Source organism: Sphingomonas sp. SP4 (genome assembly GCF_058313375.1).
On record NZ_JBZFLE010000001.1, the window covers coordinates 331,853 to 350,765 of the forward strand.

Here is an 18,913-nt window from a genome sequence, read left to right on the forward strand (position 1 = left end):
CCTCAGGGTATGTATGGATTTTATCGCCCGCTGATCGGTGGATATTTCACCTTAACCGAGGGGCTGGAACCACTCGGTAACCGAGCCTATGGTGCCGCGCGGGAGAGTCGCCGCTTTGGGGATAGCGTAGGAGAGGGCGGATGCCGTTTGCGTCCGGACTTCGCGAATCGCTGCAGTTTCGCGATCGCCAGGTCCCATCTGAATTCACACGCGGTGACAGCCTGGAGCATGTGCTCGACAGGCATTTGCTGGCTGTCGAGCAAATGGGTCACGGGGAGCCCGTAACATCGATCCTGTTGCTCAGCGTCGATGGCAAGCGCCTCTCTCACGGGGCGGCTCCCAATCTACCTCAAGGCTATCGCGAGGCGATCGACGGATCGGAGATTGGACCGCGCGCAGGGTCGTGCGGCACTGCGGCCTATCTCGGCAAGCCGGTCTACGTGACTGACATTGCGGCCGATCCCCTTTGGGATGACTACCGACATCTGGCTCTGCCGTATGGCCTCAGATCCTGCTGGTCGACGCCAATACCTCATGCAGACGGATCAGTGCTGGGTACGTTCGCGATCTATCATCGCCAGCCGGGTAGCCCCACGCGAGACGAAGTCGAAGCTATCGATCTGATCACACAGCTCGTTGCTAACGCGATACTCTGGGCGCGAGGCGAGCGCGGCGCTGAGGTGCTTCCCCTCATCAGTGAGGGCACACACATAACCGGCGTGTCTTGGCCGGAGCGGTTGCTGCGAAATGTGGAGCGGCTGGAGGGGGTTACGTCGGATTTGGAGCGCCACGCCTGTATTGCTGAGAATGAAGAGATGCGGATGGGTTTCATCCGCGCGGCGGAGGATTGCCGGAAACTGATCCGAACCATCCGGCACCAGGTCGCGCTAAGCAGACGGTCGATTCAGTAGCTGGACTTGCGACTTGCCGCTGGCGTCCCACTAGGACGTTGGCCGGGTACCGCCTCGAGCTCCTCCCGAATGATCGCCAATAAAGACTCACATTCCGTGGCGAGAGCGACTGCTTCCGGGTCATGGGTCTTGCGCAGGGAGTTCAGGCGGCGCCGAAGATCGTTGATCAATTCAAAAGCGGGCATGTCTGGTCCGAAGAGATCGGCCGGGCATGCGAGGAAAACCCGTCCTCGCTTGAACGCTCTCGGACCTTCTCTTCAACATCCTTCTCTGACACTCGCTACCCCAGCGTGTTCAGAACGAGCCGGATTTTCCCAGTTCCACGGCTGTATTGCAACTTAAAGCTTCGTCTGACGGCCTAAGCGTCTACTTCCTCATCCGCAGGATAGGCTCTGTTGGCGATGCCCCAGACGATGCCAAGCACAAAGCCGGCCCACGCCGGCGCCGCATATGGCGATTGGTAGCCGGTGAGGACGATCGCCAGAAAGCCGAAGAAGCCGAGGACGTAAGAACCCGGGGGAGTGCCTTTCCCGGCGAGCTCCTGCTCGAACCAGCTCTTCCGGGCGGCGCCGTCATCCGTCTCTTCGACCTCGCGGCGCCTCACGCGCGCGGCGAATAGCAACAAGGCTAGGCAGCCGACGATGGTCGCGAGCGCATAAGGCAACCAGACAGGCGCGCCGGTCCATGCCAGGAGCAGCGCTGCGCACAAGGTGAACACCTCGATTGAAGGTGCCTGTTCCAAGAGCCGGTCAATGAGCGCGCCGATCCGCATCGGCCCACTATCGGTAGCCATCGAAGCAACTGCAATGAGAACTCATTAGGTGCCCAAGAAAAAGGGCCCCGCGATCGCTCGCGAGGCCCTTCGATTCAGGTTGGTACCCGATGCTTACTCGTCGTCGCCCGTAAGGAAGGCTGGCGCGAACTCGGGCGCGGGGCCCTCGTCGTTGCCGCCGCCTTCGCGGTCACGGCGAGGTCCACGGTCACCACGGCCTTCACCGCGCGGACCACGGTCACCGCGGTCGCCACGGTCACGGCGCGGGCCGCGATCACCGCGGTCGCCGCCGCCTCGGCCATGACGGCCGCGGTCGCCACGATCGCCACGCGGGCCACGGTCGCCGCCTTCACGCGGTTCGCGCGGCGGGCGGGTGTCCTCGAGCTCGGCGCCAGTTTCCTGGTCGACGAGGCGCATCGACAGGCGGACCTTGCCGCGCTGATCGACCTCGAGAAGCTTGACCTTGACCTCCTGGCCCTCGCTGAGGACGTCGCGGACGTTCTCGACACGCTCGTTCTTGATCTCCGAGACGTGAACCAGGCCGTCCTTGCCGGGCATGAAGGTCACGAACGCGCCGAAGTCGACGATGCTCGCCACCTTGCCGGTGTAGATCGTGCCAACTTCCGGCTCCGCGACGATGCCGCGGATCCAGTTGCGCGCGGCCTCGATCTGCGAAACGTCCGAGGAAGCGATCTTGATCACGCCCTCGTCGTCAATGTCGACCTTGGCGCCGGTGCTCGCGACGATCTCGCGGATCACCTTGCCGCCGGTACCGATCACTTCGCGGATCTTGTCCTTCGGAATGGTCATCGTCTCGATGCGCGGCGCGTGGGCGCTGAGCTCGGTACGGGTCTCACCCAGGGCCTTCGCCATCTCGCCGAGGATGTGGGCGCGGCCGTCCTTCGCCTGGGCGAGGGCGGTGCGCATGATCTCCTCGGTGATGCCGCGGACCTTGATGTCCATCTGCATCGTGGTGATGCCGCCGGAAGTGCCCGCGACCTTGAAGTCCATGTCGCCGAGGTGATCCTCGTCGCCGAGGATGTCGCTGATCACCGCGAAGTCCTTGCCTTCGAGGATCAGGCCCATGGCGATGCCCGCGACCGGAGCCTTGAGCGGAACGCCGGCGTCCATGAGGGCGAGCGAACCGCCGCAGACCGTCGCCATCGACGAGGAGCCGTTGCTCTCCGTGATGTCGGACAGGACGCGGATCGTGTACGGGAACTCCTCGATGCTCGGCAGCATCGGGTGAAGCGCGCGCCATGCGAGCTTGCCGTGACCGACTTCGCGACGCCCGGGGGCGCCGAAGCGGCCGACTTCGCCGACCGAATAGGGCGGGAAGTTATAGTGCAGCATGAAGCGCTGGTAGGAGAGGCCTTCCAACCCGTCGATCATCTGCTCCGCTTCCTTGGTGCCGAGCGTCGTGGTGACGATCGCCTGAGTCTCGCCGCGCGTGAACAGGGCCGAGCCGTGCGTGCGCGGAAGGAAGCCGACGATGGCTTCGATCGGGCGGACCGTCTTGGTGTCGCGGCCGTCGATGCGGCGGCCTTCCTTGAGGATCGCACCGCGGACGATGTCGGCCTCGAGGCTCTTCACGAGCTTCATGGCGACGAGCTGCTCCTGGGGGTCGGCGTCGGCGAATGCCTGCGCGGCCTTTTCACGGGCGGCGTTGAGGGCGGCCGAGCGCTCTGACTTGTTGGTCAGGCGGTAGGCGGCCTCGATGTCGCTGCCGATGAGGTCCTTGAGCTTCGCCTTGATCGCGGCCTTGTCGGCCGACGGGGCGAGCTCCCACGGCTCCTTGGCGGCCTGCTCGGCGAGCTTGATGATCGCGTCGACCACCGGCTGCATCGACTGATGCGCGAACATGACGGCGCCGAGCATCTCGTCCTCGGAGAGCTCCTTGGCCTCGGACTCGACCATCATGACGGCGTCGCGAGTGCCGGCGACGACCAGGTCGAGGCGGCCTTCGTTCACCTGCGCCTGGGTCGGGTTGAGGATGTAATCGCCTTCGTTGCTGAAACCGACGCGGGCGGCGCCGATGGGGCCCATGAAGGGCACGCCGGAGAGGGTGAGGGCGGCCGAAGCGGCGACCATCGCGAGGATGTCGGGCTCGTTCTCGCCGTCGTAGGAGAGGACCTGCGCGATCACGAGGACCTCGTTGTAGAAGCCTTCGGGGAACAGCGGGCGGATCGGACGGTCGATCAGGCGGCTGGTGAGCGTTTCCTTTTCGGTCGCTCCACGCTCGCGCTTGAAGAAGCCGCCCGGAATACGGCCGGCAGCGGAAAACTTTTCCTGATAGTGGACGGTCAGCGGGAAGAAATCCTGGCCCGGCTTGACCGACTTTGCGGCAGTGACCGCACAGAGAACCACAGTTTCGCCGAGGGTCGCGAGCACCGCGCCGTCGGCCTGGCGGGCAACGCGGCCCGTTTCGAGCTTGAGGGTCTTTCCGCCGAGCTCGATTTCGACAGTCTTAATATTGAACATCTTTGTTCCTTCAGTCCCGACGGCCGGATGCCGACCGGTTCAGCTGTTGCAGGCTAGCCGGCCTGCTGCGGTTCGGGGCGTCATACGGCCCCATGGACGCCCCGCCGAATTGCGGGACTGAACATATGCGAAGCGGCCCGCCGAGGGGCCGCTCCAGATAGAGTTACTTGCGGAGACCGAGCTTACCGATGAGGTCGGTGTAACGCTGCTCATCCTTGCGACGCAGATAGTCGAGGAGCGAGCGGCGCTGGTTGACCAGCATCAGAAGACCGCGGCGCGAATGGTTGTCCTTCGCGTGGCTCTTGAAGTGCTGGGTCAGGTTGTTGATGCGCTCCGTGAGGATCGCAACCTGGACTTCCGGCGAACCCGTGTCGCCCTTGCCCTGGGCATGTTCCTTTATCAGCGCTTGCTTGCGCTCCGCAGTAATCGACATCGTTTCACTCCTTGTCTCTATAGGTTGAACCCCCGGACGACCTTGAGGCCGTCGGCCGTTGCTTCGACCAAAGCGACCGGAGTGAGCTCCAAAGTCGCAAGCTGAAGCCCCGACTGTTCGGGGAACCCGGCAAGCAACTGTCCATGACGGAGCAGCTGGGCTTGGTCGGGGGTGACGGGGAGGGCCGGGATGTCGTCCAGCGCCGCCTGCAGCGGAACAACCGCCCCATCGAGTTGCCGCGCCTTAGCGGTTTCTTCCAGAAAGTCCAGTGAAACGGCTTGGTCGAGCCCGAAGGTCCCCGCGCGGGTACGCCTTAGATAGGAAACATGGCCGACGGTTCCAAGCGCATGGGCGATGTCGCGCGCGAGTGAGCGTATGTAAGTGCCCTTGGAGACCGTGGCGGAAAGCGTCGCGCTGTCGGCTGTAGTTTCGACGAGGTGCAGGTCGAATATCGTGACGGAGCGGGGTTTCATTTCGACGTTCTCGCCGGCCCGGGCGCGGGCGTAGGCAGCCTTTCCGCCGATCTTCAGTGCCGAGTAGGCTGGCGGGATCTGCTCGATCGGTCCGGTGAATTGTGGAAGTGCTGCTTCTACCTGTTCGCGAGCTGGGAGAACGTCGCTTGTTGCGATGACCTGTCCTTCAGCATCCAGCGTGTCCGTTTCCTCGCCGAATCGGATGGTGAAGTCATAGGCCTTGGTTGCATCGAGCATGCGCCCGCAGAGCTTCGTAGCCTCACCGAGCGCGATTGGGAGAACACCGCTCGCTAGTGGATCGAGCGTGCCGCCGTGGCCCACTTTGGTCTTTTGCTCTCCGGAGACGCGGATCAGGCGCTTGATCGCGCCGACGGCCTGCGTCGATCCTACGCCGAACGGCTTGTCGAGGACGATCCAGCCATTGAGCATCTCACGACGTTAGGCCGAACAGGGCCAAAAGTCCGCGCGCGATCCAGTCGACAATCGGCGACACGACATGACCGACGACGTTCACCCCCACTGCGGGTAAGACGAGGAGCAAGATCATCAGCACCAACAGCGAATAACGCCCGATCTGCCGGAACTTCAGCGCCGCTTCGCCGGGAAGCAGTCCCTCCACGACATGGCCGCCATCGAACGGTGGCACCGGCAGCAGGTTGAACACCGCAAGGAAGATGTTGATCAGCACGAAGTTCAGGGCGTTGGCGGCGAGGATCGCCGCTCCGCCACTTTCCGCTCCACCAGAGACGATAATTGTCGCGGTGAGCAGTGCGGTGCCGAGCAGCGCGAGGAGCAAGTTCATGCCAGGGCCAGCAAGAGCAACGAGCACCATGTCGCGGCGCGGGTTGCGCAGGTTGGCGTAGTTGACTGGAACGGGCTTGGCCCAGCCGAAGACCGGCGCGTGCGTGATCGCGAGCAGCATCGGCAGGATCACCGTGCCGAACGGATCGACGTGCTTGATCGGGTTTAGAGTCAGGCGACCCTGGCGCTCGGCCGTCGTGTCGCCGAGCCGCTTCGCGACAAGACCGTGTGCGACTTCATGAAACACGATCGCGATCACGAGCGGCACGAGCCAGACCGCAATACTGTAGAGAATTTCCATCAGCGAGAGGTGGAGGGCGCGTCAGGCGCGGTCAAGGATCAGCAATTGCCGCCTTTGGCCGGCTTGAAGTTGCCGATCCGCACCGCGACGGACTTCTGCGGCCAGCTTTCGAGCGCCGGCTGGTTGTTCGGGGGGAGGGTACAGGCGCGCGCGGCAACCGCCTTCCCGCTAGCATCAACGAGCTGCGCGTCGAACGTATAGCCCTGCGCGCTGTTGTTCGTGATCGTCATCATCGTCCCAAATGCGGCACGAACCGAGACCCGGATCTCGCCGTGCTTCGGATTGGCGGTCGCTGTCGCCTTGTGAGCCTTGGTCGGCTGGCCATGATCGAGACTGAAAATCCAGGTCTCTCCAATCGGTATTGAAAGCGGCGCTGCTCCGGCGAGCGTCGGAGCGAAGGCGAGTCCGGTAGCCACGAGAAACCGCATCATCGACGTGCCAGTCCCAGGCTAAGCTGCCGCGCCTCGCCTTCGCGCAGGCGCTCGAAGAAATGCTTGCGGCAGAGCGCGATGTAGCGGTCGTTTCCGCCAATCTCCGTCTGCGCTCCGGCCGCCACCGCATTGCCTTCTTCGTCGACGCGCAGGTTCATCGTCGCCTTTCGCCCGCACTCGCAGACCGCCTTCAACTCGATCAGAGAGTCCGCGAGCGCCAGCAGCGCCGCCGATCCGGGGAAGAGCTTGGCCTGGAAATCCGTGCGAAGGCCATAACAGAGAACAGGAATGTCGAGCCGGTCCGCCACTTCGCACAGCTGCAGCACGTGGCGCTGCGAAAGGAACTGTGCCTCATCGACCAGGATGCAGTCCACGTCGCGTTTCATCAGCTCTTCGCCGATCTCGGTGAACAGGTCGACGTTCTCGTCATAGGTATGTGCCGGTGCAGAAAGCGCGATGCGCGAGCCGATCACGCCTGCGCCCGCACGCTCGTCGAGCTTGGCGGTCCAAAGCATCGTCTCCATGCCCCGCTCGCGATAGTTGAAGTCGGCCTGAAGCAGGGTCGTGGATTTCCCCGCATTCATCGCCGCATAGTAGAAATAGAGCTTGGCCATTTGCCGTTGCTTAGCGCGGGCGGGTCACAGCGGCCACTCGTCCTTCAGAATGGCGAAGAGCACGGTGTTGCGGACGTGACCGGTCCACGTGATGCGATCGGCGCGGAGCACGCCTTCGCGGACCGCGCCTAGCTTCTTCATCGCAGCCTGCGATCGCTGGTTGCGAAGATCGACGCGGAACTCGACGCGGCGAATTCCGCATTCGAACGCGCGGGCGAGCATCATGTCCTTCACTCGGCGGTTGAAGCCCGTTCCGCGGAACCTGGGGCGGTAGTAAGTGCCGCCAATCTCGAGCACCGGGCGACCCTCGTCGATGGCGAGATAGCTCGACATGCCAGCCATCTCGTCGCCCTCGAAGAGCACGAAGGTTCGATTGCGAGGGTTCGAGGTGTAAGTGTCGATGCTCTTGTCGAAGCCATCGGGTCCGAAGTTGTTGGCGTAGATCGCCCAGATCTCGCTGTCCTCGGCGCACGCCGACCTAAGCGGCTCGCGAAGCTCTTCTCGAAAGGGCTCGGCGCGACAGCCGTCGCCAACTATTGGTCGAGATAGACAGTCGATCACAGTCCCTCGGGTTCGAACATGAGGCCGTCACCGACCTGCTCAAGCGTGAGCAGCGGCTTCTTCGCCAGCGTGATGGATTTGACGGTGTCCGGAACGTCCCCCGCCATGGTGCCGGTTTTTACCACCATGCGCCGCGCCGGATAGTTGACGCTGACCACCTCGGTTGCGCCGGTGTTCTTGATGATCGCATCACGATCGAAGCCGATCAGCCGAAGTGCGCCATCCTCCCACCGGAACGTGAAGCTGGTGCTGCCCATTCGCCAGCCGCCCGCTTCAAGAAATTCGTGCATCTTCACGTGGAGCGCGCCGTTGGCGATGGTCACGCCGTTGAACGGCGGATCCTGGTTCGGATTGGTCCGGCGGGGGATGAGGACGTGGTTCGCAACGGCCAAGTCGTAGCCGCCGCGTTGGTTTCCGAAGGCGACGATCAGCATCATCGGATTGGTGTCGTAACGCGTCTTCGGATCGAACGACGGGTGGATGCGGTTGCGCGGATCGTCCATCCAGATGGCAAGGGCAGCGTCGGGGATGCGGTCGCCGTTGAGATCGCCGACAGCCTTCTGCGTCAGCTTCCATTGATGGGGGACGAAGTCCGTTATCGTCGCTGAGTGACGCGGAAGTTCGGGATAGTGGACTGGAGGGATCTTCTGGTCGCCTGGCCATTGAAAGGCGAGGAGCAACATTAGACCCCCGGCGGGCGTCATTCGTCGCCGAGGTCCTGCGCTACCTTATCGGACCGCAAGATCCGGTCGATGTGGGTGCTTTCGTCGAAGCTTTCGTCGACGATGAACTTGAGCTTCGCCGCATATTTCATGCGGACGCGATGGGCGACTTCGCGCTGAAGGAAGGCGGTGTTCTGGCGGAGTGCCTTGAGAACCGCTTCCTCGTCCTGGCCGAGCAGCGGCTTCACGAAGACGGTGGCGTGACGCAGGTCGGGAGACATGCGCACTTCAGTGACGCTGACGAGGTGCGATTGAAGCACGTCGTCGTGCACGTCGCCGCGTTGCAGCAGCTCGCTCAAGATGTGCCGTACCTGTTCGCCGACGCGGAGCAGGCGAACCGAGCGGCCTTCTGAAGTTTCCTGGCGGCGCATTACTTCTCGGCCTCGGTGAAAAAGGTGAGCCTGTTGTGGTTCGGATCGTGGAGCGTGATCTCCCACGATCCCCAGTCCATTAGCTCGGGCTCGCCCGGCCGCGCGAATCCATATTCCTTCGCGCGAAGCGACTTGGCCAAGGCCTGCACGTCGTCGACCGGGATGCGCAGACGGGCGCCCGGCGCTGCGTCCCCGTGATGTTCCGAGAGATGAAGCCGGCACTCGTCTTTCAGCAGGCCCAGGTACAACGGCATTCCCGGCTCGAAGCGATGCTCGAACAGCACTTCGAAGCCGAGAAAGTCGACGTAGAACGCCTTCGTCTGCTTCTCGTCGAAGCTGCGCAGGATGGGGGTAGAAGGACCGAACATCAGTTCACCTCGACCATGCCGCAAAGGACGGCAGGACCGCCACGAAAACAAGCATCCAAGTGCAACCGGCCGCATGCAAGCAGCCGTCTGACAAGCAACCCATGGGCAGATCAGCGCAACCTAAGCCAGCTGCAACCCAATCTCGGATGGTCTCGTCGTCGGGCTCCTCGCTCAAAGCGTCCGTGCGCGCTCCTCGACCTCGAACACCTCAAGGCTGTCGCCAGGCTTGATGTCGTTCGTGTCGGCCAACAGCACACCGCATTCCAGACCCGAGGTGACCTCCGCCACATCGTCCTTGAAGCGCCGCAGCGAGGAGATGGTCGTCTTGGAAACGATGACGTCTTCTCGCGTGAGGCGGGCGTTGAGGCCCTTGCGGATGATGCCTTCGAGGACCAGCAGGCCGGCGGCCTTGTCCTTCTTGCCGGCCGGGAAGACTTCCTGGACGCGGGCACGACCGACGATGGTCTCGATGATCTCCGGCCCGAGCTCGCCAGCCATCGCACCCTTCACCCAGTCGGTGAGGTGGTAGATGACGTCGTAGTAGCGGAACTCGACCTTGTTGCGGTCGGCGACCTCGCGCGCCTTGGCGTTCGGACGGACGTTGAAGCCGATGATCGGCGCACCGCTCGCGGAGGCGAGAGTGACGTCGCTCTCGGTGATCGCACCGACGCCCGAATGAAGGACGCGGACGCGGACCTCGTCGGTCCCAAGCCGATTGAGGGCCTGGACGATCGCTTCGACCGAGCCCTGCACGTCGGCCTTCACGACCAAAGGCACTTCCTTCACCGTCGAGGCGTGGTTGGCGAACATGTTCTCCAGGCTGACCGGTGCGCTGGTCGTGCGCTTCCGGTCGATCACGCCCTGGCGATAGGCTGCGACCTCACGGGCACGCGCCTCATTCTCGACCACTGTGAACGGATCGCCTGCCGATGGAACGGCTGACAGGCCGAGCACTTCGACCGGCATTGACGGTCCGGCTTCCTTCACCTGACGGCCATGATCGTCGATCAGTGCACGGACCTTGCCGCTCGATGCGCCCGCGACGAACACGTCGCCGACGCGCAGCGTGCCGCGCTGGACCAGCACGGTCGCAAGCGGACCGCGGCCCTTGTCGAGCTTGGCTTCGATGACCGTGCCTTCGGCGGCGCGGTCGGGGTTGGCCTTGAGCTCGAGGATTTCGGCCTGCAGCTGGATCGCTTCGAGAAGCTTGTCGAGGTTGGTCTTCTTGGTCGCCGAGACTTCGACGTCCTGGACGTCGCCGCCCAGGTCTTCGACGATGATCTCGTGTTGCAGCAGTTCCTCGCGAACCCGCTGCGGCTTGGCTTCAGGCTTATCGATCTTGTTGATCGCAACGATCATCGGCACGCCGGCTGCCTTGGTGTGGTTGATCGCCTCAACGGTCTGCGGGCGCAGGCCGTCATCGGCAGCCACCACCAGGATGACGATGTCGGTGACGTTGGCACCGCGGGCGCGCATGTCCGAGAAAGCTTCGTGGCCCGGCGTGTCGAGGAAGGTGATCTTCGACTTGTCGGGCAGGGCCACCTGATACGCGCCGATGTGCTGCGTGATGCCGCCGGCCTCGCCGGACTGCACGCTGGCACCGCGAATGGCGTCGAGCAGCGATGTCTTGCCGTGGTCGACGTGGCCCATGATCGTGACAACGGGCGGACGCGGCTGGAGCGTTTCCGGCGCATCGACGTCGGCAGTGGTGTCGATGTCGACATCGCTCTCGCTGACACGCTTGATGCGGTGACCGAACTCGGTGACGAGCAACTCGGCCGTGTCCTGGTCGATGGTCTGCGTCAGCGTGACCGGCGAACCCATCTTGAATAGGGCCTTCACCAAGTCGGCGCCACGCTCGGCCATGCGGTTGGCGAGCTCCTGGACGGTAATCGCTTCCGGCACGACCACGTCGCGGACCTGCTTGGTGGCAGGGCCGGTCTCCATGTGGTGCCGCTTTTCCTTTTCGCGGGCGCGGCGGAGCGCGGCCAGCGAGCGGGCGCGGTTCTCATCCTCGTCGGAGAGAGCACGGGTGACGGTCAGCTTGCCGCGCTGGCGATGGTCGTCGCCGCGACCCCGGCTCGGGCGAGCGGGCTCGGGACGGCGCGGCGCTGGTGCATGGCCGCCGGCAGGCCGACGAGCGACCGTGCGCTCTTCCTGCTGCTGTTGTTGCTGTTGCACCGACTCTTCGGCCTTGGGCGCAGCGGCTTCTTCGGCGGCGCGCTTTGCTTCTTCCTCGGCAGCAACGCGTGCCTGCTCCACCGCAGCTTCTTCGGCCTTGCGGTTCTCTTCTGCCCGACGGCGCTCTTCCTCGCTGGCCGCAACCTTCGTGCGGTCCTCGCGACGGCGCGCTTCCTCGAGCGCGGCAAGCCGGGATTCCTCGGCCTCACGCAGAAGCTTCGCCTGCATTTCCTTGCGGGCGGCGATCTCGTCGGCCTGCGACATACGGCGCGGCGCGGGCGCAGCCGGCTTGGGCGGAGCGACAGGAGCGGGCGCTGGCGCAGGTGCTGCCTCTTCGACAGCCTGCGGCTCAGGCGCGGGCGTTTCTCCCGGGCGGCCCAGGATGCGACGCTTCTTGACCTCGACCACCACGGTGTTGGAGCGGCCGTGGCTGAAGCTCTGCTTGACCTTGCCGGTCTCGACCGTGCGCTTGAGGCCCAGCGGCGGCCGGGTGCCAAGCTTCGGTTTTTCGGTCTGGTCTGCCATTCTGTTCCTTCGTCAAATATCTTCAGCCGAAACGGGGCCAGAGGCGGGTTCTCCACCTTCAAGACCTCGATCGGGGCCAGTGAAAGCTCGCCACCGGGCAAGCGCGTGTCGGACACGCGAAGCGGCGGCGGGATCGGTCAGGGCGATGTGTACCACATTTTCTCGCCCCAGTGCCAACGACAAGATAGTGCGTCCCTCAGGGAATATCACCCCCTTGGGATCGCCTCCGCCGACGCGCCACGCCTGGTCGAGATTGCGGTTGCCGTCGTCTCCCGCATCGGCGGCATGGATCAGCATGTGGACCTTGCCAGAACGGGCGGCGGTCTCGACCCGGTCGGAGCCATTGATGAGGTTGCCGGCGCGCGCCTCCATGCCGAGCCGGTCGAGCGCTGTCTTGCGCAGCGCCTGTTCGATCCGCTCGCCCAGATCAGCCGGGACGATCACGTCATTGGTCTTGAAAGCGCGCTGAAGGGCAGCCTTGAGCTTGCCCTTCACGTTCGCGGTATCGAGCTCGACGCGAGTGACTCCAATCCAAGCACCGCGGCCCGGCGCACGGGCGCGAACGTCGGGCGCGACCGTGCCGTCGGGACCAAGGGCAAGCCTGATCAGCTCGTCCCGCGTGCCTTTGCGACGGGAAAGGACGCACGTCCGTTCGGGGACGTGCGACTCAGTCTCTGCTAGCGCGAGATCGTCATTGGGCTTCGTCCGCAACAGCGTCCTCCTGCCCAACGTCGTTGGTCGGCGTCTCGTCCTCGAACCAGTGAGCGCGCGCGGCCATGATGATCTCGTTGCCCTGCTCTTCGCTAAGGCCGTACTCGGCGAGGATGCCGCCCTTGTCCTCAGGCCGGTTGCTCGGCTCGCGGCGGCGCGGCTCGACGCGCTTCTTCTGGATCAGCTCATCCGTGGCGAGGTCAGCCAAGTCATCAAGCGTCTTGATGCCCGCCTTGCCCAAAGTGACCAGCATCTGCTCGGTGAGATGCGGAAGCTCGGCGAGAGCATCCTCGACGCCGAGGCCGCGGCGTTCTTCGCGAGCAGCGGCTTCACGACGGTCCAGCGCTTCGTTGGCGCGGCTCTGAAGCTCGCTCGCGATGTCCTCGTCAAGGCCCTCGATCGTCGCGATTTCCTCGGCCGGCACGTAGGCGACTTCCTCGAGGCTAGTGAAGCCTTCGGCGACGAGCAGCTGGGACAGAGTCTCGTCGACATCCAGCTCATTCTGGAACATCTCGGTGCGCTCGACGAACTCGCGCTGGCGCTTCTCGCTGGCGTCGGCTTCCGTGAGGATGTCGATCTGCGAAGCGGTGAGCTGGCTCGCGAGGCGGACGTTCTGGCCGCGACGGCCGATGCCGAGGCTGAGCTGATCGTCAGGAACGACAACCTCGATGCGGTTGTCTTCCTCGTCGATCACGACCCGGCTGACGGTCGCCGGCTGAAGCGCGTTGACGACGAAGGTCGCGCGATCTTCCGACCACGGAATGATGTCGATCTTCTCGCCCTGGAGCTCCTGGACGACCGCCTGCACACGGCTGCCCTTCATACCGACGCAGGCGCCGACCGGATCGATCGAGCTGTCGTGGCTGATGACGCCGATCTTGGCGCGGCTTCCCGGGTCGCGGGCGGCTGCCTTGATCTCGATGATGCCGTCGTAGATCTCAGGCACTTCCTGCGCGAACAGCTTCTTCATGAAGTCCGGGTGCGCGCGCGACAGGAAGATCTGCGGACCCCGGGCTTCGCGGCGGACCGACATGATCAGCGAGCGGATACGATCTCCAACCCGAACCATTTCGCGCGGGATTTGCTGGTCGCGGCGGATGACGCCCTCGGCGCGGCCCAAATCGACCACGACGTGACCAAACTCGACGCGCTTCACGACGCCGGTGATGATCTCGCCGGCGCGCTCCTTGAATTCTTCATACTGACGCTCACGCTCGGCATCGCGGACCTTCTGGAAGATCACCTGCTTGGCGGCCTGCGCGGCGATGCGGCCGAACTCGATCGGCGGCAGCGGGTCGACGATGAAGTCGCCGACGGCGGCGCCCTTCTGCAGCTTCTGTGCGCCCTTTTCGTCGATCTGCTTGAAGTGGTCCTCGACCTCCCCAACGACTTCGAGAACACGCCACAGGCGAAGGTCGCCGGTGTCCGGGTCGAGCTTGGCGCGGATGTCATTTTCGGCGCCGTAGCGAGCGCGGGCGGCGCGCTGGATCGCATCCTCCATCGCCTCGATGACGATGCCCTTGTCGATCAGCTTTTCGCGCGCGACCGCGTCGGCGATCGCGATCAGCTCTGCCTTGTTGGCGCTGACGGCAGCGGGTGCGGCGGTGGCCATTCTTGTTATTCCTCTACAGTCTGAATTGTGTCGGCGCCTTCAGTGCTGAGCGGCGCGGTGGCGTTGATGAGCTTGTCGGTCAAGAGCAGCTTGGCCGACGAGATTTCAGAAAACGGCAAGGCGTGGGCCTCGCCGTTCTTGGTCAGGATGAGGACCTGCTCGCCCTCCGTGCCCTGAAGCGTTCCACTGAACTGCTTGCGGCCCTCGTGTGGGCCGGTGAGCGTGAGGCGGGCATCATAGCCCGCCCAGTCCTTGTAATCGCTGAGGCGGGTCAGTGGCCGGTCGATCCCCGGTGAGCTGACTTCGAGACGGTAGCTGCCCTCGATCGGATCGCACAAGTCGAGCACGTCCGAGAGGCGGCGCGAGATCCTCTCGCAGTCGGAAAGGTCGAGCTGACGCGTGTCGGGACGTTCCGCCATGACCTGCAACGTCGGATCGGAAGTGCCACCGATCATCGCAACGCGCACGAGTTCATAGCCGAGGCTCTTCACCTCTGGCTCAATCATTCGCTCAAGACCGGCAATGTCGGCCACGCACGCTCCGTTTCTGTAAGCCCAACGACTCTCGGACCGGCCCCGTTAGGGACCAGCCTCAGGCATCTAACGATGTCGAGGAGAGAGCTGCGATATAGGCGCTTCAACTAGGCTCGGCAAGCCTGACGGAGCCACTTGCATCGACCGGTGGTTGGAAGGCAGCATAGAAGGCGGCTCACCGGGTCGTGGATATGATCATCGCCGCACTTCTCTTCGCCACCGTCGACCCGATGGTAGGGACCTGGGAAGGAACCTCGCTTTGCCAGGTGAGGCCGTCACCATGTCGCGACGAGCATGTGATTTACCGGGTGACCAGCGCAGGGCCGCGTCTCTATCGATTCTCGATGTACAAGCTCGTCACGGGTGAAGAGCAGTATATGGGCGATCTCGAGCTTCGGCTTGATCCGACGAGCGGTGAGCTTCGCGGATCGAACACTGACCGCGCGGGTCAGGCACATCCGTGGACGTTCGTCAGGCACGGGACGCATCTCAGCGGCAGGCTCAATCTCGGTCCGACGGGCGAGCTTTATCGCCTCATCGAGGTGACGAAGCGCTGAGCGCGCGATCCTCTTCGCGAATGCGGATCGCGAGGACGATTGCGTTCAGCAATGAGAAGATGAGCGCCACCTGCCAGAGCCCGAATACCAACGGCAGGGCGGCGATCTCCCCAACGACCACGAGGTAATTGGGATGATTGACGAACCTGTAGGGTCCGCGGCTCACCAAGGGCGCATCGGGCAGGACGATGACCCTCGTCGTCCATCGTGAGCCCAACGACGTCAGCACCCAGATTCGTGCGATTTCGAGCAACACGAAGATTGCGAGCCACAAGCCATCGATGGGCTGCGTCGGTGCGAGCCACCAAAGAGCCGCCAGCCAGAGCCCATGCACGGCGACGATCAATGGGTAATGCCCCGCGCCCATCTCATGTGCACCCTGCGCCAAAAGACGTCTGGTGTTCCGGTGCGACAGCCACAGCTCACTCAACCGTTGAAGCGTGACGGCCGAGAGAATGATGTGATTGAGGATCACGCGGCTTCTAGCATCAGGCCGGCGCAGGTGAAGCCCGGTCCAAATGCCGTCATCATGACTTGATCGGGCATGCCCTGCTTCAGCAGACGATCGAGCACGAACATCACGGTCGGCGCGCTCATGTTGCCGTAGTCCCGGAGTACTTCGCGTTCGAGGTTTAGCTCGCCCTGATTGAGGTGAAGTGCGGTTTCAATCGCATCGATCACCTTCACGCCGCCGGGATGGCAGCAGAAGCGATCGATGTCGTCTCGCTCGATCCCGAGCTGGGCGCACATGTCATCGACAGTGGTTGCGAGATGCTCCTCGATGAAGGGAGGGATCGCCCGATCAAATACCACCGCAAGGCCCGGGTCCTCGACATCCCAGCCCATGATCCGCAGCGTATCCGGAAACAGTTTCTCAGCCGAACCGGTGATCCGCGCGAGGCTGTGTTCGCCTGAAGTCACCACAGCCGCTGCCGCGCCGTCTCCGAAGATGGCTGTTGCCACGACCGCGGCCGGATCGTCGCTGTCGAGGCGGATCGAAATCGAGCAAGTCTCGACCGTCACGAAGAGCCAGTTCGATCCGGGCTCCGCAGAGGCCATCCGAGATGCGGTGGCCAGCCCATTCACCCCACCGGCGCAGCCCAGTCCGAAGACTGGGACGCGGCGGACATCGGCCCGAAATCCGACCCTCGGTGCAACCCGTGCTTCAAGGCTTGGCGTTGCGATCCCGGTCGTGGAGACCGAGACGATGCCATCGATCTCTTCGGGCTTGAGGCCCGCCTTTTCGATTGCCGCACTTGCGGCCTCGACGAACATGCCTTCGCACGCTTCGAGATAAACGGCATTGCGGTCGTGCCAGCCATGGCTGGACAGGTACCAGTCCTGGGGAGCGACGATGTGGCGGCGTGCGATGCCGGCATTGTCGAAGACGCCCGACAGTCGGTCGAACAGAGCCTTGTTTCCGCCGAACGCTTCTCGCGCGCATGCTTTCGCTTCGGATTGCTCAATAACGTGCGATGGAACCGCAGTGGCGAGCGAGAGTAGGCTGCATGGTCGCATGGTGGGCCAATCTTAGTATGCCACGCCCGAACTGCGGTTCACGCAACGAGGATGGAACGGAGTCCATGACATTACGCACAGCTCAGGCCGCATGTTTCCTTATACTCGCCGCCTGCGGGTCGGCGCCCTCAGTGAGCGCCGGTCAGGATTCCTCCGGCCGCCCGTTCAAGGTTTCCGAAGTTACCACGTTCGATGCCCCTTGGGCGATGGCGTTCCTGCCCGGTTCCGGCGTGAAGCTGACCAACATGGCGTTAGTCAGTGAAAAGACGGGGAAGCTTTGGCTGGTTGATGTGGCGAACGGCCGCAAGACGCCTGTCTCCGGTGCTCCCCAAGTCGTGGTTTCAAGCCAGGGCGGATTGCTGGACGTCGTGGCGTCGCCCGGCTTCGCTGGCAATCAACAGATCTATCTCACCTATTCAGAGCCCTCGCAGAATGGAGGAAGCGGTCTCGCCCTGGCACGAGCCAAGCTAGTCGATATCGGCGGCAGTCCGCGGCTCGATGGGCTCACCGTACTTTGGCGCGATCCCGCAGGAGGGGAGGGCGGCCAGTTCGGTGCACGCGTCGCCTTTGCGGCGGACGGCAAGTCTCTGTTCTTGAGCTCAGGTGAACGGCAGCGCTTTACGCCGGCGCAGGACCCGAGCCAGCCGTTGGGCAAGATCCTGCACCTGACACTCGACGGAAAGCCAGCGCCCGGAAACCCGATGAGCGGCCGGGGTGGCGCCGCCAAGGTCACGATCACCGATCCACCGGAAGACACCGACGCGGCGAAGCACACGGCCGGGCGCAGCTTCACTTGGCCGGGTCCAAACCTCACGCCTTCAGAGACGTGGAGCACTGGCCATCGCAATCCGCTTGGCCTCGCCTTCGCGCCTGATGGGCGCCTATGGGAAACGGAGATGGGGCCGCGCGGCGGCGACGAACTCAACCTCATCCTTCCGGGCCGGAATTACGGCTGGCCGAATGCGTCCAATGGCAGCAATTACAACGGCGCCGACATCCCCGATCACCGACCGGGCGATGGCTATGAGGCGCCGAAGGTCTTCTGGAATCCTTCGGTCAGTCCGGCCGGGCTAATCATCTACTCCGGCAACCTTTTCCCCGAGTGGAAAGGCGATGCGCTCTTCGGAGCTTTATCGGGACAGGCCCTGATCCATGTACGAATCCGTGGCGACCAGGCGAGCAAGGCGGATGAGTGGGACATGGGCCAGCGCATCCGCGACGTTGAGCAAGGGCCGCGCGGTGAGGTGTACTTGCTCGAGGACGGCCGAAAGGGTGGGGCAGTCAGGCTGCTGCGGCTCGAACCGGCTCAGACCCGGCGATAACGCAGGTAATAAGGACGCCGTCCCTGACGGCGCGACTTGGCGCCGTAGCGCGTCTCGATCCATCCGCCTGATGGCTCAAGGAAGTCCTTCGGCCGCTCCGCGAGCCAGTCGAATTGGTGTTGGTGGCGCTGCATGACCATCAGCGACCAGTTGAGATAGGTCGGGTCGTCCGTCGCGAGGCGAAACTCGCCTCCCGGCTTCAGCTTGGCGGCGAACAGATCGACCGGTCCGTCATTGACCATGCGCCGCTTGGCGTGGCGCGCCTTGGGCCACGGGTCGGGATGCAGCAGGTATAGGAAGCTCAACGCTCCATCAGGCACCCGCCGCAGCACTTCGAGCGCATCGCCCCGCCACAGACGGACATTGGAAAGATGCTTGTCGCGAATGTGGCCGAGCGCGGTCGCCACCCCGTTGAGGAACGGCTCGGCGCCTATGAAGGCATGGTCGGGCAGCATGTCGGCGCGGTCGGCGAGATGCTCGCCCGACCCGAAGCCGATTTCAAAATGGAAGGTGCGCGGCTCGCCAAACAGGCGCTCTGGCGTGATCTCCCCTTCTTCCGGGACCTCGATTTGGGGCAGTAGCTTTTCGACCAACTCCTGCTGGCCCTTGCGCAGCTTGTGTCCACTCGACCGGCCGTAAAGGCGGTTGAGTGTTAGCGGATCGCCGGACTTGTTCGCTGTCATGACCCCAGCGCCTTGGACGCGTCGTCCGTCAG

General features: G+C 63.8%; 21 protein-coding genes. 3 read left to right on the top strand and 18 right to left on the bottom strand.

The genetic code is table 11. From position 1 onward, the window contains the following. Nucleotides 1-140 precede the first annotated feature (140 nt). Nucleotides 141-911 (top strand): GAF domain-containing protein, encoded by a 771-nt coding sequence (locus AC4GYV_RS01670; RefSeq protein ID WP_491098930.1) that lies wholly within the window; start codon nucleotides 141-143, stop codon nucleotides 909-911. 358 nt (nucleotides 912-1,269) lie between these two features. Here AC4GYV_RS01670 and AC4GYV_RS01675 read toward each other — a convergent pair whose 3' ends face one another. The 15 genes from AC4GYV_RS01675 to rimP form a co-directional block, all read right to left on the bottom strand. Next, nucleotides 1,270-1,704, bottom strand: a complete 435-nt coding sequence (locus AC4GYV_RS01675) for a hypothetical protein (RefSeq protein WP_491098931.1) — start codon at nucleotides 1,702-1,704, stop codon at nucleotides 1,270-1,272. 93 nt (nucleotides 1,705-1,797) lie between these two features. Then, nucleotides 1,798-4,164, bottom strand: coding sequence for a polyribonucleotide nucleotidyltransferase (pnp, locus tag AC4GYV_RS01680; protein WP_491098932.1), 2,367 nt, complete (start codon nucleotides 4,162-4,164; stop codon nucleotides 1,798-1,800). 163 nt (nucleotides 4,165-4,327) lie between these two features. Further along, nucleotides 4,328-4,597 (bottom strand): 30S ribosomal protein S15, encoded by a 270-nt coding sequence (rpsO, locus tag AC4GYV_RS01685; protein ID WP_491098933.1) that lies wholly within the window; start codon nucleotides 4,595-4,597, stop codon nucleotides 4,328-4,330. Nucleotides 4,598-4,614: 17 nt separating this feature from the next. Continuing rightward, nucleotides 4,615-5,499 (bottom strand): tRNA pseudouridine(55) synthase TruB, encoded by an 885-nt coding sequence (gene truB, locus AC4GYV_RS01690; RefSeq protein ID WP_491098934.1) that lies wholly within the window; start codon nucleotides 5,497-5,499, stop codon nucleotides 4,615-4,617. A 1-nt stretch (nucleotide 5,500) separates the two neighbouring features. Beyond that, complete coding sequence (locus AC4GYV_RS01695; RefSeq protein WP_491098935.1) at nucleotides 5,501-6,172, bottom strand: site-2 protease family protein; 672 nt, start codon at nucleotides 6,170-6,172, stop codon at nucleotides 5,501-5,503. A 38-nt stretch (nucleotides 6,173-6,210) separates the two neighbouring features. Then, entirely contained in the window at nucleotides 6,211-6,600 is a 390-nt protein-coding gene (locus AC4GYV_RS01700; RefSeq protein WP_491098936.1) for a hypothetical protein, read from the bottom strand. Then, nucleotides 6,600-7,217, bottom strand: a complete 618-nt coding sequence (locus AC4GYV_RS01705; RefSeq protein WP_491098937.1) for a thymidine kinase — start codon at nucleotides 7,215-7,217, stop codon at nucleotides 6,600-6,602. The genes AC4GYV_RS01700 and AC4GYV_RS01705 overlap by 1 nt, the downstream gene beginning before the upstream one ends. 24 nt (nucleotides 7,218-7,241) lie before the next feature. Continuing rightward, nucleotides 7,242-7,778, bottom strand: a complete 537-nt coding sequence (locus AC4GYV_RS01710; protein ID WP_491098938.1) for a GNAT family N-acetyltransferase — start codon at nucleotides 7,776-7,778, stop codon at nucleotides 7,242-7,244. Further along, nucleotides 7,775-8,482 (bottom strand): hypothetical protein, encoded by a 708-nt coding sequence (locus tag AC4GYV_RS01715; protein ID WP_491098939.1) that lies wholly within the window; start codon nucleotides 8,480-8,482, stop codon nucleotides 7,775-7,777. The genes AC4GYV_RS01710 and AC4GYV_RS01715 overlap by 4 nt, the downstream gene beginning before the upstream one ends. Continuing rightward, the gene (gene rbfA / locus AC4GYV_RS01720) at nucleotides 8,479-8,871 is read right to left on the bottom strand and encodes a 30S ribosome-binding factor RbfA (RefSeq protein WP_491098940.1); all 393 of its coding nucleotides are present in this window, start codon (nucleotides 8,869-8,871) and stop codon (nucleotides 8,479-8,481) included. Before rbfA ends, AC4GYV_RS01715 begins: the two co-directional genes overlap by 4 nt. After that, complete coding sequence (locus AC4GYV_RS01725; protein ID WP_491098941.1) at nucleotides 8,871-9,239, bottom strand: glyoxalase superfamily protein; 369 nt, start codon at nucleotides 9,237-9,239, stop codon at nucleotides 8,871-8,873. The genes rbfA and AC4GYV_RS01725 overlap by 1 nt, the downstream gene beginning before the upstream one ends. Before the next feature lie 171 nt (nucleotides 9,240-9,410). Next, nucleotides 9,411-11,945, bottom strand: a complete 2,535-nt coding sequence (infB, locus tag AC4GYV_RS01730; RefSeq protein ID WP_491098942.1) for a translation initiation factor IF-2 — start codon at nucleotides 11,943-11,945, stop codon at nucleotides 9,411-9,413. A gap of 12 nt (nucleotides 11,946-11,957) precedes the next feature. Beyond that, nucleotides 11,958-12,656, bottom strand: coding sequence for a DUF448 domain-containing protein (locus AC4GYV_RS01735; RefSeq protein WP_491098943.1), 699 nt, complete (start codon nucleotides 12,654-12,656; stop codon nucleotides 11,958-11,960). Beyond that, complete coding sequence (nusA, locus tag AC4GYV_RS01740; protein WP_491098944.1) at nucleotides 12,637-14,268, bottom strand: transcription termination factor NusA; 1,632 nt, start codon at nucleotides 14,266-14,268, stop codon at nucleotides 12,637-12,639. The genes AC4GYV_RS01735 and nusA overlap by 20 nt, the downstream gene beginning before the upstream one ends. Before the next feature lie 5 nt (nucleotides 14,269-14,273). Then, the gene (rimP, locus tag AC4GYV_RS01745) at nucleotides 14,274-14,801 is read right to left on the bottom strand and encodes a ribosome maturation protein RimP (protein ID WP_491098945.1); all 528 of its coding nucleotides are present in this window, start codon (nucleotides 14,799-14,801) and stop codon (nucleotides 14,274-14,276) included. 185 nt (nucleotides 14,802-14,986) lie between these two features. Here rimP and AC4GYV_RS01750 point away from each other — a divergent pair, with 185 nt between their 5' ends. Further along, on the top strand, nucleotides 14,987-15,358 hold the full coding sequence (locus AC4GYV_RS01750; protein ID WP_491098946.1) for a hypothetical protein: 372 nt from the start codon (nucleotides 14,987-14,989) through the stop codon (nucleotides 15,356-15,358). On the opposite strand, the gene AC4GYV_RS01755 is transcribed toward AC4GYV_RS01750, so the two are convergent. Beyond that, on the bottom strand, nucleotides 15,336-15,833 hold the full coding sequence (locus AC4GYV_RS01755; RefSeq protein ID WP_491098947.1) for an isoprenylcysteine carboxyl methyltransferase family protein: 498 nt from the start codon (nucleotides 15,831-15,833) through the stop codon (nucleotides 15,336-15,338). The genes AC4GYV_RS01750 and AC4GYV_RS01755 overlap by 23 nt on opposite strands. Beyond that, nucleotides 15,830-16,876 carry a type III polyketide synthase gene (locus AC4GYV_RS01760; protein WP_491098948.1) on the bottom strand — a complete coding sequence of 349 codons (1,047 nt, stop codon included), beginning with the start codon at nucleotides 16,874-16,876 and terminating at the stop codon, nucleotides 15,830-15,832. The genes AC4GYV_RS01755 and AC4GYV_RS01760 overlap by 4 nt, the downstream gene beginning before the upstream one ends. Before the next feature lie 131 nt (nucleotides 16,877-17,007). On the opposite strand from AC4GYV_RS01760, the gene AC4GYV_RS01765 reads away from it, so the two are divergent. Continuing rightward, complete coding sequence (locus AC4GYV_RS01765; protein WP_491098949.1) at nucleotides 17,008-18,198, top strand: PQQ-dependent sugar dehydrogenase; 1,191 nt, start codon at nucleotides 17,008-17,010, stop codon at nucleotides 18,196-18,198. Here AC4GYV_RS01765 and trmB read toward each other — a convergent pair. After that, nucleotides 18,183-18,881, bottom strand: coding sequence for a tRNA (guanosine(46)-N7)-methyltransferase TrmB (gene trmB / locus AC4GYV_RS01770; RefSeq protein WP_491100361.1), 699 nt, complete (start codon nucleotides 18,879-18,881; stop codon nucleotides 18,183-18,185). The two genes, AC4GYV_RS01765 and trmB, sit on opposite strands and share 16 nt — an antisense overlap. Nucleotides 18,882-18,913: the final 32 nt, after the last annotated feature.